11 protein-coding genes are annotated in these 15,990 nt (G+C 44.2%); 10 read left to right on the top strand and 1 reads right to left on the bottom strand.

Features of this window, described 5'->3' with window-relative positions:
- Position 1: 1 nt before the first annotated feature.
- The 8 genes from R8G66_21545 (at position 2) to R8G66_21510 (ending at position 12,570) form a co-directional block, all read left to right on the top strand.
- A complete protein-coding gene (locus R8G66_21545) occupies positions 2-2,518 on the top strand; it encodes a glycoside hydrolase family 2 protein (protein ID MDW3194971.1) in 2,517 nt (838 codons plus the stop codon).
- A gap of 1 nt (position 2,519) precedes the next feature.
- Positions 2,520-4,310 carry a sodium:solute symporter family protein gene (locus tag R8G66_21540; GenBank protein ID MDW3194970.1) on the top strand — a complete coding sequence of 597 codons (1,791 nt, stop codon included), beginning with the start codon at positions 2,520-2,522 and terminating at the stop codon, positions 4,308-4,310.
- Positions 4,311-4,427: 117 nt separating this feature from the next.
- On the top strand, positions 4,428-6,764 hold the full coding sequence (locus R8G66_21535; protein ID MDW3194969.1) for a GH92 family glycosyl hydrolase: 2,337 nt from the start codon (positions 4,428-4,430) through the stop codon (positions 6,762-6,764).
- 18 nt (positions 6,765-6,782) lie between these two features.
- The gene (locus tag R8G66_21530) at positions 6,783-7,667 is read left to right on the top strand and encodes a hypothetical protein (GenBank protein MDW3194968.1); all 885 of its coding nucleotides are present in this window, start codon (positions 6,783-6,785) and stop codon (positions 7,665-7,667) included.
- 260 nt (positions 7,668-7,927) lie between these two features.
- Positions 7,928-10,132 carry a GH92 family glycosyl hydrolase gene (locus R8G66_21525; protein ID MDW3194967.1) on the top strand — a complete coding sequence of 735 codons (2,205 nt, stop codon included), beginning with the start codon at positions 7,928-7,930 and terminating at the stop codon, positions 10,130-10,132.
- Positions 10,133-10,136: 4 nt separating this feature from the next.
- The gene (locus tag R8G66_21520; protein ID MDW3194966.1) at positions 10,137-11,075 is read left to right on the top strand and encodes an ROK family protein; all 939 of its coding nucleotides are present in this window, start codon (positions 10,137-10,139) and stop codon (positions 11,073-11,075) included.
- A gap of 518 nt (positions 11,076-11,593) precedes the next feature.
- Positions 11,594-12,121 carry a DUF6702 family protein gene (locus R8G66_21515; GenBank protein ID MDW3194965.1) on the top strand — a complete coding sequence of 176 codons (528 nt, stop codon included), beginning with the start codon at positions 11,594-11,596 and terminating at the stop codon, positions 12,119-12,121.
- Positions 12,122-12,153: 32 nt separating this feature from the next.
- The gene (locus R8G66_21510; GenBank protein MDW3194964.1) at positions 12,154-12,570 is read left to right on the top strand and encodes a Calx-beta domain-containing protein; all 417 of its coding nucleotides are present in this window, start codon (positions 12,154-12,156) and stop codon (positions 12,568-12,570) included.
- Between the two features lie 128 nt (positions 12,571-12,698).
- Here R8G66_21510 and R8G66_21505 read toward each other — a convergent pair whose 3' ends face one another.
- The gene (locus R8G66_21505; GenBank protein ID MDW3194963.1) at positions 12,699-13,853 is read right to left on the bottom strand and encodes a cystathionine gamma-synthase; all 1,155 of its coding nucleotides are present in this window, start codon (positions 13,851-13,853) and stop codon (positions 12,699-12,701) included.
- 72 nt (positions 13,854-13,925) lie between these two features.
- Between R8G66_21505 and R8G66_21500 the strand changes: the two genes are divergently transcribed.
- Both R8G66_21500 and R8G66_21495 read left to right on the top strand, forming a co-directional pair.
- Complete coding sequence (locus R8G66_21500; GenBank protein ID MDW3194962.1) at positions 13,926-15,113, top strand: aminotransferase class I/II-fold pyridoxal phosphate-dependent enzyme; 1,188 nt, start codon at positions 13,926-13,928, stop codon at positions 15,111-15,113.
- Complete coding sequence (locus R8G66_21495; protein ID MDW3194961.1) at positions 15,110-15,955, top strand: prephenate dehydrogenase; 846 nt, start codon at positions 15,110-15,112, stop codon at positions 15,953-15,955. Before R8G66_21500 ends, R8G66_21495 begins: the two co-directional genes overlap by 4 nt.
- Positions 15,956-15,990: the final 35 nt, after the last annotated feature.

The raw sequence follows: 15,990 nt of genomic DNA, 5'->3' as shown, positions 1-15,990 counted from the left end.
CATGTTGAACGAAACAGACCATAAGATCAAAGTTCATTCCGAAACTGGGACGAATTGCCTTCGGCAGATTGATACAGGTTGGGAATTTAGATCAGTAGGAGAGGAACAATGGTATCCGGCAACTGTGCCGGGAACGAATTTTACTGACCTGCTGGATCATCAATTGATCCCGGACCCATTCGACAGAAACAATGAGTCTGAATTGCAATGGATCGAGGTAAGAAATTGGGAGTATCGAACCAGCTTCATGTTGGATGAAGTACCTCAAACGGGAAAATTGGAATTGGTCTTTGAAGGACTGGATACTTATGCGGATGTTTATTTGAATGGGAACCTGATCCTGGAAGCTTCCAACATGTTTGTTCCCTGGAGATGTGATGTTGCAGAACATTTGGTGCCAGGAGAAAATGAGCTGTATATCCTCTTTCGGTCTCCGATCGACGAAGTGGGGGAGAAAGCCCAGGCAACGGGTATCTTGTACCCGGCGGAGAATGACCATTCTGAAGAAAATCTAAGTGTATTTACCCGTAAAGCGCCCTACCATTTTGGATGGGATTGGGGCCCTCGATTTGTTACTTCCGGGGTTTGGAGACCCATTTGGTTACATATTTACGAACAGGCGGTTATCGAAGAAATTCAGGTCAACCAGTCTCTGTCTCCACGAGTAGCAACGGTGAACTTTGATGTCACCTTATCGTCAGAAGTGGAGCAAGAAGCTTTGTTGGAGATCACTTGCCTGAGTGACGACCTGGACCATCAAGGAAGTTCGATTCCTTTGTCATTAGGTCAAAATCAACTACAGACTTCTGTCCAAATTGAGGATTATAAGAAATGGTGGCCCAGAGGCCTGGGTGATCCGTATTTATATGAATTCCGGCTGGATTTGATCATAGATGAAACGGTGGTTTCCTCAACGGTACAAAAAGTAGGATTGCGGACTGTTGAAACAGTGATTGAAAAGGACGCCATGGGACAGTCCTTTTTCTTTAAAGTCAATGGGGTGCCAGTCTACGCCAAGGGAGCGAATTACATTCCTCAGGATAGTTTCCTTACACGTGTGTCTGATGAGCATTATCATACGCTTTTGCAAAGTGCGATCGCAGCTAATATGAATATCATCCGGGTTTGGGGCGGCGGGATTTATGAAAAGGATCTGTTTTATGAGCTTGCTGATGAACACGGCTTAATGGTCTGGCAGGACTTCATGTTTGCTTGTACCATGTACCCTGGCGATCAGGTATTTTTGGACAGTGTTAAGCAAGAGGCTACTGCCAATATCAGGCGCCTTAGAAATCATCCGTCCATTGTCATGTGGTGTGGCAACAACGAAATCGAAATGGGCTGGGACAGCTGGGGTTGGACGGAGAAATTCAACTACCGCCCAGAAGATTTGAAGAAATTAGAAACGGATTATCAGGCATTATTTCAGAAGCTGCTGCCCGAACTGATCAGTCAGTTGGACCCTGGACGTCACTACTTGTCTTCGTCTCCCATGAACAACTGGGAAGATCCCGATCTCTTCAAATATGGGAATCATCATTATTGGGGCGTTTGGCATGGAGAAGCACCTTTTGAAGATTTCAAAAGAAGTGTTCCCCGGTTCATGAGTGAGTTTGGCTTTCAGTCATTTCCGGTTCAGTCTTCTGTGCAGCGTTATTCACTCCCTGAAGATTGGTCCATTGACTCGGAAGTCATGAAGGTGCATCAAAAACATCCAAGAGGCAATCAACTGATAGCCACCTATACCAATCGGAGCTACCATCCACCCAAAGATTTTGAATCCTTCCTGTACCTCAGTCAGGTGGTTCAGGCGGAAGGCATGCGCATGGGCATTGAAGCCCAGCGGAGGAGTAAGCCTTTCTGTATGGGTACCATTTATTGGCAACTCAATGACTGCTGGCCGGTAGCCTCCTGGTCGGGGATTGATTATTATGGCAAATGGAAAGCGCTTCACTACGAAGTAGCTCGTCAATATACGGATTACCTGATCACCTGTGATTTTCTGGAAGATGGTACAATCAATGTCCATGTGGTTTCGGATAAGGTAAAAGCTGTACCTGCAGGTATCTCACTGATCATTAAAGATTTTGAAGGCAATCAACTGGTGGTTGAAAACCAAACCATCACTGTGAAACCAGGAGTCAGTGAATTGTACTTCACGATTGAACCAATAGCCTATGCCCATCTGGACACGAAGCAAATACTTTTGGATGCAAGGCTTGCTGTGGAAGATAACATGTATACCAATCAGTATTACTGGCATCCGGTCAAGGAGCTAGCACTACCCGAACCTGACTTCATCTATGAAGTTTCAAAGGAGGGGGAACATTGGTTAGTGACTTTGTCTGCTACTGTCCTCGTCAAGAGTATGTACCTGGAATTTGAGGGAGTTTCAGGAAATTTCTCCGATAACTTTTTTGACCTACTACCCTATGAGGTAAAGAAGGTTAGGTTCCCGAGAGAGGGCATGGAAGCTCCGCCTCAATTGAAGGTCATGTCGATCCCAGATACCTACTGATATGCAATTAGGACTGCTGGACATAGGGATCATTATTGCGTATTTCGGAATCACGATAGCCATCGGGGTTTACATTTCGAAGCGCGCTTCCAAGAACATGGATTCTTATTTTTTGGGAGGTAAGACCATCCCGTGGTGGATGTTGGGGGTTTCCAACGCTTCGGGGATGTTTGACATTGCCGGGACCATGTGGCTAGTATCGATGTGTTTTGTTTATGGACTGAAAAGTGCCTGGTTACCCTGGATATGGCCTACTTTCAATCAGATCTTCTTAATGGTATATATCTCCACCTGGCTTAGGAGGTCCAATGTCATGACAGGAGCCGAATGGCTGCGAACGCGTTTTGGTAATGGAAAAGGCGTAGAATTGTCTCATCTGATTGTGGTCATTTTTGCCATCGTTAGCGCCATTGGGTTCATTTCCTATGCGTTCAAAGGGATTGGTAAATTTTCTTCGACATTCTTGCCGTGGGATCTTTCTCCGGATGTTTATGCGCTGATTATTTTAGGCTTTACTACACTTTACATTGTCAAAGGCGGTATGTACAGCGTGGTTTCCACAGAATTGTTGCAATTCGGGATCATGACCATTGCTGCGATCATGGTGGGAGTCATTGCGATGATCAATGTGAGCCCGGACATGTTGAATGCGGTCATTCCCAATGGCTGGAAAGACCTGTTCTTTGGTTGGAAACTAGATCTTGATTGGACAGGGATCCTCGACTCGGTCAATCAAAAGATTGATGATGATGGATTTAGTTTGTTCGGTTTCATTTTCATGATGATGATCTTCAAAGGCATCTTTTCAAGTATGGCCGGACCCGTGCCGAATTACGACATGCAGCGAATTCTGGCCACCAGGAACCCGAAGGATGCAGCGAAAATGAGTGGCATTGTTTCTTTGGTCATGTTTTTTCCGAGATACATGATGGTAGCCGGACTGACGGTTTTAGCACTAGTATTCCTCGGGCCGGAATTGCAAGCAAAAGGAGGAGCCTTCGATTTTGAGTTGATCCTCCCATACGCCATTAATAACTTTATTCCAGTTGGATTGGTCGGTATTTTAATTGCTGGCTTGCTCGCTGCATTCATGTCTACGTTTGCTGCTGCGGTGAACGCGGCACCGGTCTATTTCGTCAATGACATTTATAAGAAATATTTCAACGCGGAAAAATCCGATAAAACTTACGTCCGATTAAGTTATTTGTCCTCCTTCGTTTTGGTGGCGATAGGGATCGTTTTTGGTTTTTTGGTGGATACCATCAACGACATGATGCAGTGGATTTTTGGGGCATTGTTCGGTGGCTATACAGCAGCGAACCTACTGAAATGGCATTGGTGGAGGTTTAATAGTTATGGTTTCTTCTGGGGCATGGTTGCCGGATTAGTGGCTTCATTATTGATGCCAATTGTGGCGCCAGAAGTACAGCCCTTGTATGCATTCCCTTACATTCTATTGTTCTCAACGATTGGTTCCGTGGCAGGTACGCTCATGACTCCTCCTGATGAGGAAGCGGTACTTATTTCATTCTACAAGAAAGTCCGACCATGGGGATTTTGGGGACCGATCAAAGCCAAAGTTTTGGTAGAAGAAGCAAACTTCCCGGTCAACAAGGATTTCAAACGAGACATGGTCAATATCCTCGTTGGCGTGGTTTGGCAGATGTCACTGGTAGTGATCCCAATCTATTTGGTCATCAAGGAATTTGTACCCATGACGGTCGGAATTCTGATTTTGGTAGTGACCTCATTCCTCCTAAAGAAAAACTGGCTCGAAAAACTAGAAGATTAACACCCGCAAATGAAAAGCATCATACAAATAAGTATTGACATATTTCTATTGCTGCTGGGTCGTAGTGGTTCACTTACAGATGAATAGATGGAAGATCAGATGACCTTAGAATCTCAAATGAAAAAAATAGCAAAGAAAGTGCTTGTTCTGCTGGTAGTGGCCCTGTCGGGTTGTACCATAGAACATCAATCTTCTGAACAGCAGCGTATTGATTATGATGCAGTGCGGATGGTCAATACTTTGATGGGGACAGATTCCGAATTCAGCTTGTCCAATGGCAATACTTATCCTGCCGTTGCGGTACCCTGGGGGATGAATTTCTGGACTCCCATGACCAGTAAAATGGGAGACGGATGGACCTACAAGTATGATGAGAACAAGATCAGGGGGATCAAGCAAACCCACCAGCCCAGCCCCTGGCTCAATGATTATGCAGCTTTTTCGTTGATGGCCGTAACGGGTGATCTGAAATTTCAGGAAGATGAACGAGCTTCCTGGTTTTCACATAAGGCTGAAACTGCGAGACCACACTATTATCAGGTATATCTCGCGGATTATGATATCAATGCGGAAGTAACACCGACAGAACGCGCGGCCCATTTTCGATTTACTTTTCCCGATAGCGAATCTTCTTACCTCATTTTGGATGCTTTTGAAAAAGGGTCGATGGTTAAGGTAATTCCTGAAGAAAGAAAGATCATCGGGTACAATCGCTACAACCACGGGGGAGCTCCTGATAATTTTCACAACTACTTTGTGGCTGAGTTTGATCGAGATTTTGAAGTGACCCATACCTGGGGTGATGGTTGGAACTTACAGGAAAATACGACCGAAAATGAAGGAGATCACGTAGGAGCCGTCATTGGATTCAAGACGAAGCGTGGTGATCAGGTGAACGTAAAAGTCGCCAGTTCTTTCATTAGTTTGGGGCAAGCACAACTCAACCTCGATCGCGAAATTGGGAAAGATGATTTCGATGCAACAAAAGACAAGGCCTATCATTCCTGGAAGCGAGAGTTTGATCGCATTCAGGTACAGGATGATAACAAACAGAACATCAAGACTTTTTATTCCTGTCTGTACCGCCTATTGTTATTCCCGCGAAAATTTTATGAGTTAGACGATCAGGAAAATATTGTCCATTACAGCCCTTACAATGGTGAAGTTTTGCCGGGTTACATGTTTACCGACAATGGCTTTTGGGATACGTTTCGGGCCGTATTCCCCTTTTTCTCCCTGATGTACCCAGATCTCAACGCACAGATCATGGAAGGGCTGGCCAACACATACAAAGAATCGGGATGGTTGCCCGAGTGGGCAAGCCCGGGACATAGAGGGGTGATGATTGGATCAAATTCTGCCGTCAACATTGCGGATGCCTACATGAAAGGAGTTCGAGGATATGACATAGAAACCCTGTATGAAGCGGTGGTGAAAAATGCTTCAACTGCCGAAGGGCGTCCGGTGGATGGCAATGGCAATACCATTGGTTCGGTAGGTAGAGAAGGAGTGAACTATTACAATGAATTGGGCTACGTGCCTTACGATGTAGGCATCAATGAAAACGCCGCACGAACACTGGAATACGCGTTTGCCGATTTTGGCATTGCTGAAATGGCGAAGGAGTTAGGGAAAGAGTCGGATGTATCGATTTATGCGGATCGGTCCATGAATTATAAGCGCCTTTTTGATCCGGAAACCAAATGGATGCGGGGTAAAAATGAGGATGGAACATTCCAGTCACCTTTCAATCCATTGAAGTGGGGAGATGCATTTACTGAGGGAAATAGCCTGCATTATACCTGGTCTGTTTTTCATGACATCCAGGGACTGATCGATCTCATGGGTGGCAATGAGGCATTTGTGTCCAAACTCGATGAAGTATTTACCATGCCGCCGGATTTTGATGATTCCTATTATGGCTTTACCATTCATGAAATTCGGGAGATGCAAATCGTCAACATGGGTAATTACGCGCATGGGAATCAGCCTATCCAGCACATGATCTATTTGTACAATTATGCAGGTCAACCGTGGAAGACCCAGCAACGCGTCCGGGAAGTCATGGATAAACTATACGCTCCGACTCCCGATGGATATTGTGGCGATGAAGACAATGGGCAAACGTCAGCCTGGTACGTCTTCAGTGCTTTAGGTTTTTATCCGGTAACCCCAGCTGTTCCGCAATACGTGATTGGTAGTCCGCTGTTTGAACAAGTCAAACTAAAAATGCCAGGAGGAGCTGATTTCATCATTGAGGCAGAGAACAATGCCAGCCAAAATGTATACATCAGTAGTGCCCAATTGAATGGACACAACTATGTAAATACCTGGATCGGACATGATGAACTACAAAAAGGCGGTAAACTGAAATTCAATATGTCTGATACAGAAAGCAATTGGGGATATGATCAATCAGGACGTCCGTTCTCTGTTTCAGTGAACAATAAATAAACATCAAAAGCAGGTGCTATGAAATTCAGGTTACTTTTTCTGTTGATCCTTACTTCTTATGTGTCCGTTGCTCAGGAGCATATCTCTGCTGTTTATGGAGGCGGAGGCATTTATAATGGTAGGGAATATTCGGCCAAAGAATTAAGAGAATCAGGCTTAAATACGGTCATTGTCTGGACGATACATATTGATGAGGATGGTAATTTGAATTTCAATGTCGAGTTTCCATTGGTGACAGATGGTGTGTATATCGGTGATCAATCTCATCCACACTTTCGCTCAGATATGAAGGCATTGAAATCTTCAGGGTCATCGGTAAAGCGAATTGAATTTGGTTTGAGTGCCTGGGGTTCACCAACGTACGAGAACATCAAAAACCTGATAGAAAAAGAAGGAACAGGTCCATCCAGCCTATTATACAAGAATTTCAAAGCACTGATCGAAGCAATACCTGAGATAGATGCCTTTAATAATGATGATGAGGTGACTTATGATGTAGCGAGTGCAGTTGCTTTTCATACCATGCTGTTCGAACTGGGAGTGAAAACTACCGGAGTGCCCTATAAAAATGCAGCGACGTATTGGCAACCATTCACGGATCAAATGTTAGCGGCTAATCCGGGATCCGTGGACCTGATGTACTTGCAAGTTTATGCCGGAGGAAAAGGAAATAATCCCTGCGATGAAAAATGGCAGAAACTGGGTGTACCCATCGTGCCTGGCTTATGGGCGAAGGGAACTTCTGATGGTAATAAAGATGCTAAACAGATCCGGAAAATATTATCCGAGTGGAACAACCGCTGCGATATCAAAGGAGGCTTTTTATGGCTCTATGATGATTTTGATAATAGCAAGCTAGTCTCTGAATATGCAGAAGCTATTAATTCGGCCTTTGACCGGTGAAGATTGAAGAAGAGTACTGATGAGTATGTTTAGTCTAAAACTTATTGAAAACTATGAGGACAAATCACTGTTCTTAGCAGGTTTCAATACGGAGAAGTTAAGCGTCATTCCTGACCTTGTTCAGGAATCTCATCATTGTTTCAACCTAGTAATATTGAGATTCCGGCATTCGCTCGGAATGACGATGTTGTTTTGTAGGCTTAACATCTCCGTATTGATTTTTGGCATAAATCAAGTAACGAGGAATTAATTAGATGAAGATGAAATGCAGAATTCCTGGACAATTCATACTAATAGTCTTGCTACTATCATGCCAGTCTCCCAGCGAAGCACCCACCCAATCCCTCACCAAATACGTTAATCCCTTTATCGGAACCGATGGGAAAGGAAAGACATACCCCGGAGCAACCGTGCCTTTCGGAATGGTGCAACTAAGCCCTGATAATGGAAGAAATGGCTGGGATTGGATTTCGGGATACTTCTACCCCGATTCTATGATTGCCGGATTCAGTCACCTGCACTTAACCGGGACAGGTGCAGGAGATCTGTACGATATTTCATTCATGCCCTTGACAGGTACTGAGCGACAAAAACAACTCGATGAAATTAACGCCAAACCAACCACCATTTCTACTTTTAGCCATGATCGGGAAGCTGCAAATCCAGGCTATTATGAAGTTTGGTTGGAAGATTATGAAGTGCAAGTAAACCTCACGGCCACTAATCGGTCAGGCTTACAGCGCTATCACTTCAAAAAACTGGATGACCCAAGGGTCAAACTCGATCTGGGTTATTCTCGCAACTGGGACGAAACCGAAGCCACTTTTCTGGAGGTCGTAAACGATTCAACGGTTGTTGGCTATCGTAAGTCAACCGGCTGGGCCCGAGATCAGCGCGTATTTTTCTATTCAGTTTTCTCAAAGCCCATCGCCGATCTGGAATTGTGGAGCGAGGGAGGATTGACGGATGTATCAATTGCTAAAGGAAAAGAGATAAAAGCAGTTTTTCATTTTGATCTGAACGCTGCTGATTCGGAAGTGATGGTCAAAACCGCCCTAAGCTCAGTGAGTATTGAGAATGCCAAACGCAACCTTGATGCAGAACAGATCGGATTTGATTTTGAAGGAGTCCGGAGCAAAGCGCATCAGGCCTGGGAGGAGCAATTACAAAAGATCAAAGTCGAGACCGATGTAGACAACAAAGTCCAATTCTATACAGCCATGTACCATAGCATGTTGGCCCCTGTAACATTCTCGGATGTAAATGGTGAAGTCAGAGGTGCTGATGGATCAACCTACCGTATGGATTATACCAGATATTCCATCTTTTCTTTGTGGGATACCTTTCGTGCATGGCATCCATTGACCACCCTAATACATCAGGATCGTGTGCCTGATATGCTGCAATCGCTATATGCACATTACGAGGAATCCGGAAAGCTTCCGGTTTGGGAGTTTCATGGAAATGAAACAGACATGATGTTGGGCTATCACGCGGTGCCGGTAATGGCGGACGCGATTTTGAAAGGCCTACCCGGCATTGATCCGGAGAAAACCTATAAAGCGATGAAGGTTTCTGCTATGCAGGAAGAATTCCAGATTGATGTTTATCAGGAAAAAGGGTATGTGCCTCATGAACGAGCTTCCTGGAATGTTTCACTGACCATGGAATATGCTTACGATGATTGGTGCATTGCTCAGGTGGCAAAGTATTTAAATAAAGAAGATGATTATCAATATTTCATGGAACGTTCCCTGAACTATCGCAATCATTATGATCCGAAGACAAACTTCATGCGAGCTAAGGATGAGACTGGGAACTTCAAAGAACCATTTGATCCATTGGCTTACCACCCTGAAGATTATACGGAAGCCAATGCATGGCAATACCACTGGTTTGCACCTCATGACATTCCCGGTTTGATTGAAATGTCAGGTGGTGAGAACGATTTTGAAATGAAATTAGATTCCATGTTTGAAGTCACTCAATCAGAAGGGGAGTCCCCTGTTTGGATATCTGGTTACATCGGACAGTACGTGCATGGCAACGAGCCTTCACATCATGTGCCTTATCTCTATCAATACGTAAGTCAGCCAGCGAAAACTCAGCAACGCGTTCGTCAGATCATGGATGATTTGTATACGACAGACCCTGACGGATTATGTGGAAACGAAGATTGTGGTCAGATGTCAGCGTGGTACCTGTTCAGTGCCTTAGGGTTCTATCCGGTCAATCCAGCAGATGGTAGATATGTTCTTGGTAGCCCTCAAGTCGATGAAGCGATCTTATCATTACCTGAGGGCAAACAATTCAAAGTAATCGCTAAGAATCAGGGGCTGGATCATGTCTATGTTCAGCAAGTCCTTTTGAATGGAGTACCATTAGACAGAAGCTACATCACGCATGAAGAAGTAGTGGATGGAGGCACTCTGATTTTTGAAATGAGTAATAATCCTGTCGAGTAAAAACATGAGCGAAAATTCCTACGTAATCGGCGTAGATGTTGGGGGAAGCCACATATTGAGTGGCGCTATTGAATTACAAACCGGTACCTTATTAGGAACTTCTTTATTCGATGCAAAGATTGATAACAAAGCATCAAGAACAGCTATCATGCAAGCATGGGCAGGCACCATCAATCAGTCATTGAAAGCTGTACAAGGGAATCATGTCCTGGGCATTGGTTTTGCCATGCCCGGAGCTTTCAATTATAAAACAGGTGTGGCTTTGTTTGAGGGGAATGAGAAATACGAATCATTGTATGATTGTCATGTTCCACAATCGCTGGGACCCTTGCTGATTTCAAAAACCCTCAAAATGCGGTTCCTGAATGATGCTTCTTCATTTGCGGTAGGAGAGGCCTGGAAAGGAGAAGCTGCCGGTAAGAATAAGGCCTTATCAATCACCCTGGGGACAGGGTTTGGTTCCGCATTTGTTAAGAAAGGCATTCCCGTAACCAGCGGAGAAACGGTCCCCGAGCATGGGTGCTTATGGCATTTGCCTTTTCAGGATGGCATAGGCGATGACTTTTTCTCTACCCGGTGGTTCACCAATAGTTACAAATCATTGACTGGTAAAGAAATTCCAGGTGTGAAAGAACTACATGATCTGCATAAAAAAGGAGATTCAGTGGCCATGTTGTTGTTCCATGAGTTTGGGATCAACCTGGGAAAATTCATCAACATCTGGATCCAGAGATTTGAACCGGATGTGTTGGTCATGGGCGGAAACATCAGCAAGGCCTGGGATTTGTTTTCAACCTCTTTTTATCAAGAGTTGGATCGGGAAAAATTGCAATTGGAAGTCAAGGTTTCCCAGTTGAAAGAACAAGCAGCTTTGTTGGGAGGTGCCCGGCTTTTTGACCCGGATACCTGGGAAAAAATCAAACAAGTCTTGACGGAGTTTTAGCGGATGCTTTGACATGATCCGCGAGAAGTAGCGTTAACTAATTTATTTTCAGGGATTCGATATTTTCAATAAATTCATTGTACAAACATGGGGACCATGGAAAAGTTGAAAAAATCGCAAATGTAGAAAGTACTGGCAGGATACGATTTTGATTCCGGGTACTAGTATTAAATCTTATTGGATTAATAACAATAAATAAACTGAATAATGAAAAAGTTGAACAAGACTCAAATGCAAAGCATAAAAGGAAGTTTTGATGGTAAAGGAGGGGATGCGGCAACGGAAGAAGTTGTATGAAGCACCTGAATTCTTTATCGAGACCATTTAAAATCCACTGATTACGACGCTTACGATGTAAGCGTTTTTTTATTCTCTATCCTATGGAAGGATTTAGAAGGAGCATTCCTTTCTGTTTAAAAGAGTTCAGATTTTTAGCGATTTTATTAATTCTGTCTTGTTAATTGCTCTTCCAGAATTTTGCCCTTTAGGTAGGCAACTATCCCCTTTCACTACTCGTAATGCTAGGACAGGAGGTCGTTGAATTACCTTCGTCATTAGGAATGAATGCTATTCGGAAAAACATCTATTTGGGGATTGCGATCCTGCTTTGCTTTTGCGCTTTCGAGGTGTCTGCAACGCACGATTTACGTGTGGCCCGTTTCCGTATCACGGCCACTTCAACAGGATATGTTTTTAATGTCAACTTTGATCGGGAAGACATTCTAAAGGAGATCTATAGTACTCAGAAATACCAAAAAGAGGTAATTGATCAGATCACGCAATACATCGAGAAGCACGTGACCATCAATATTGATGATGAGTCGATCAATTATGAATTAACGGAGATTGAATACACGGAAGAGAACATCCTATTGAGAGGTAAACTCATCTCCGGTTTGCGAGCGATAAAAAAGATCGATGTGAGTAATACTTGTTTGATCAACAAGATTGAAGGGCACCTCAATATCATGGAATTTTTCCTGAATGATAAAGAAAGATTTTTCCGATTGGACAAAGATCGGATCAGAACCACAGTTACGTATTAAAAATCAGTTATGTTTTAAATCCATTATTTGTTATGAAACTTTCAACCTTAGCTAAAATTTTTGTACTCGCCCTTGTATTGACAGCTTGTGGCGGCGATGATCCGTCGGATATTGCGGCGGTTGTTTCTCTATCTACTACTGCCGATCAGGTAGCAGAAGGTGATATGGTAACCCTGACAGTTACTTCAGATAGGATTGTTTCTTCTAATATTTCCGTACCAGTGATCTATCGAGGAACAGCGACCAATGGGTCCGACTATCAATCAAGTACCCGTGTGATCATTACAGAAGGAACCAATAGTGCTAATCTTGGTATCCTGATCCAAACGGACGAAATTCAGGAAGGTGATGAAACCATCATTGTAGAGTTTTCAGATCTGGGATTACCTAATGGTGTAAGTCTTTCAGACCAAACTTCAGTGACCATCACGATTGCCGGAGAGATCTAGAAAGAGATTTAAATATCAGTAATAACAAACAGCAAGCTGCAGGAAGTGGCTTGCTGTCCTTATTTCTAGGGTGACCTCATTGTGATCACATCGAAATGATGATAGAATTAGTGGGCTAGTAGTCCACATCAATCCTCTATGGCCTGTGTCAAATCCTCGATCAGGTCTTCTGCATCTTCAATACCTACGCTCAATCGGATCAGGGAGTCTGTCAGTCCTGATTTCAATCGTTCCTCTTTGGGAATACTCGCATGTGTCATACTAGCCGGATGTCCGGCAAGGGATTCCACACCTCCCAGGGATTCCGCCAGTGAAAACACCTTGAATTTCCGGAGTACCTTAAATGCCGCTTCTTGACTGTCATTTTTGAGAACGAATGAAATCATGCCACCGAAACCACGCATCTGCTTTTTGGCGATATCATGATTGGGATGATCCTCAAATCCGGGCCAATAAACATGCCTCACCAAAGGATTGGATTTTAGGAAATAGGCGATCCGCTTGCCATTTTCACAATGGCGATCCATACGTACATGTAAGGTTTTGATACCTCTTAAGACCAGAAAACAATCATTAGGTCCTGGTATTGCACCCGCAGAATTTTGAATGAAGCCTAGTTTTTTGTCCAGTTCTTCCGAGTTGGTTACTGCTGCACCCATGATCAAATCCGAATGCCCCGAAATGTATTTGGTAACAGAATGCATGACGATATCAGCTCCCAGATCAATAGGGTTTTGAAGGTAAGGCGTTGCAAAGGTGTTGTCCACAGCAACCAGCGCATGGTTGGCTTTCGCGATTCGGGCGAGTTCCCCAATATCGACAATGCTCATCATCGGATTGGTTGGGGTCTCAATCCAGATCATCTTCACATTATCATTGAATGTCGATTCAACTTTATCCAGATCCTTCATATCCACATAGTGGAATTTCAATCCTTGAGGCTCAAATAGTTTGGTGAAGAGTCGATACGTGCCACCGTATAGATCTTCGGATACAATGACCTCATCACCAGGGCCCAATAATCGGATGATACAGTCTGTTGCGGCCATGCCCGAGGCAAAACATCGGCCATGTGATGCATTTTCCAGGGCGGCGATACTCGCTTCCAGTTGATCACGTGTGGGGTTCTTGGATCGGGCGTATTCATATCCTTTGTTATCTCCGGGTCCGGCCTGTGCATAGGTGGACGTTTGAAAAATGGGTGTCATGATGGCACCTGTTGAAGGGTCGGGCATGACCCCAGCGTGAATGGCCTTTGTACCGAATTTCATAGCTTTCTTCATATATGTCAGTTTCCGTTCAAGAAACGTGTTTGGATCGTGTTGAAAATTGCAATGCAAACTAATTGATTCCATATGTTTGCCGCACATTATATTTCCTTTTTAGAAAACATGAGGGTAGAAACGGCAACTCGTCTGGGTGGAGTTGAGGAATACTATTTTTCGAAGAAGTTAGAGCAGATTCGACAATTGACCGCAGCAGGTCATGATGTGATCAATTTGGGGATCGGGAGTCCTGATTTACCTCCAGCTCCGGAGGTGATCGAGGAACTTACGCGGACGGCTGCAGATCCGGCAAATCATCAATATCAATCCTATCGAGGATTGCCAGAGTTAAGAAATGCGATTGCTGATTTTTATCTTCGTCAATACCAGGTTACCATTGATCCTGTCAAGGAGATTTTACCGATGATGGGTTCCAAAGAGGCCATTACCCATATTTCTTTGGCTTTTCTTAATCCTGGAGATCAAGTGTTGATCCCAGCCCTGGGATATCCCACGTATACTTCCGTCACTAAAATGGTGGAAGCAGATCCCATTTATTTTCCCTTGTTAGAGGATCAAAATTGGGAGCCCGATTGGAATTTTCTTGAAAACCTGAATACAGAGAAGGTCAAGCTGATGTGGATCAATTATCCGCACATGCCAACGGGCGAAAGGGGAAGCCCTGAGGTGGTAAAACGGCTTGTGCAATTCGCGAAAGATCGTGGAATTTTATTGTGTCATGACAATCCGTACAGTTTCATCTTAAACGATCAATCTAGTAGCATCTTCGGTTATGAGGGCGCAAAGGATTGTTGCATTGAATTGAACTCCCTTTCTAAAACCTTCAATATGGCTGGATGGCGTGTAGGTTGGGTTGTTGCCGAATCGGAAATCATCCAGGCCATCTTACAAGTGAAAAGCAACATGGACAGTGGGATGTTCAAGCCGGTCCAAATGGCAGCAGTAAAAGCTTTGAGTTTGTCCCAGGATTGGTATAATGCCTTAAATGAGACCTATCGAAATCGGCTACGGTTAGTTTATCAGCTCCTGGATGAGCTGGATTGCCAGTATCAAAAAGAAGCGGCGGGTATGTTTGTCTGGGCCAGAGTGCCTGCTGGCCGTACAGGAGTGGCTGTATCCGACGAACTGTTGGAGAAATATCATGTTTTTATCACACCTGGAATGATTTTTGGCGTGGCAGGGACGAATTATATCCGTGTGTCTTTATGTTCGCCAGAGCAAAGATTTGTAGCCGCGATCAATCGCATACGTTCATGAATATCTTAATTTTTGGCACAGGATTAATCGGAGGCTCATTTGCACTGGCATTGAGGAAAATAGACCCTTCCTTGAGGTTTGGCGGATGGGATCTCTCAAGGGAAAACCGAGAGAAAGCCCTAAAGTTGGGCGTGGTGGATGAGATTTTTGATACTCAGGATGCTGCGATTGATTGGGCCGAATGTGTTATCCTGACCGTCCCGGTTTCGGCGATCCTGAATACGATAGGTGGGCTATTGGATAACATTCGTAAGGATCAGTTTATTATTGATTTTGGCTCTACCAAAAACTCCATTTGTCAGGCAATCGTTGAACACCCTTACAGATCCCGATACATAGCGGCTCACCCCATTGCAGGGACAGAACATTCCGGGCCAGAAGCAGCATTTGCAGAGCTATATCACGGTAAGGTGATGATTGCCTGCGAACATGAAAAGTCGGACATAAACATCGTAAAGGTCTTCGCCCGCTGGTGTGAAAGCCTGGTCATGAGCCTTACCTTCATGAGTGCCGAAGAACATGATAAACACCTGGCTTACATTTCACATTTAAGTCACGTCATTGCCTTCGGGCTAAGCCAGACGGTACTCGATAAGGAAAAAAATGGTGAGGTGATCCTGGAACTAGCAGGATCGGGTTTTGCTTCGACGGTACGATTAGCTAAAAGTTCACCGGAAATGTGGGCACCCATCTTGTTGGACAACAAAGTGCCTGTTTTGGAAAGCCTTGAAGCCTTAATGGATCAACTGGGAGCCATGAAGCAATTGATTCAGGGAGGGGATGCCGAAAGCTTACAGGAATACCTAAAAGAGGGTCGGAAAATTAGAAAAATTCTGGACTGATCATCAAAGTACATACTTCAGACTTAAGGCAGTTA

This window comes from Cytophagales bacterium (genome assembly GCA_033344775.1).
In the GTDB taxonomy this organism is placed as follows: Bacteria; Bacteroidota; Bacteroidia; order Cytophagales; family Cyclobacteriaceae; genus JAWPMT01.
Note: the sequence above shows the minus strand (reverse complement) of the source record. Positions and strands in the feature narration are given on the sequence as shown.

Excerpts from the sequence above, each read along its gene's own strand:
- R8G66_21545 (MDW3194971.1), top strand. The coding sequence starts at position 2 with ATGTTGAACGAAACAGACCATAAGATCAAAGTTCATTCCGAAACTGGG.
- R8G66_21525 (MDW3194967.1), top strand. The coding sequence starts at position 7,928 with ATGAAATGCAGAATTCCTGGACAATTCATACTAATAGTCTTGCTACTA.
- R8G66_21520 (MDW3194966.1), top strand. The coding sequence starts at position 10,137 with ATGAGCGAAAATTCCTACGTAATCGGCGTAGATGTTGGGGGAAGCCAC.
- R8G66_21505 (MDW3194963.1), bottom strand. The coding sequence starts at position 13,853 with ATGAAGAAAGCTATGAAATTCGGTACAAAGGCCATTCACGCTGGGGTC.
- R8G66_21535 (MDW3194969.1), top strand. The coding sequence starts at position 4,428 with ATGAAAAAAATAGCAAAGAAAGTGCTTGTTCTGCTGGTAGTGGCCCTG.
- R8G66_21530 (MDW3194968.1), top strand. The coding sequence starts at position 6,783 with ATGAAATTCAGGTTACTTTTTCTGTTGATCCTTACTTCTTATGTGTCC.
- R8G66_21540 (MDW3194970.1), top strand. The coding sequence starts at position 2,520 with ATGCAATTAGGACTGCTGGACATAGGGATCATTATTGCGTATTTCGGA.
- R8G66_21500 (MDW3194962.1), top strand. The coding sequence starts at position 13,926 with ATGTTTGCCGCACATTATATTTCCTTTTTAGAAAACATGAGGGTAGAA.
- R8G66_21515 (MDW3194965.1), top strand. The coding sequence starts at position 11,594 with ATGCTAGGACAGGAGGTCGTTGAATTACCTTCGTCATTAGGAATGAAT.
- R8G66_21510 (MDW3194964.1), top strand. The coding sequence starts at position 12,154 with ATGAAACTTTCAACCTTAGCTAAAATTTTTGTACTCGCCCTTGTATTG.
- R8G66_21495 (MDW3194961.1), top strand. The coding sequence starts at position 15,110 with ATGAATATCTTAATTTTTGGCACAGGATTAATCGGAGGCTCATTTGCA.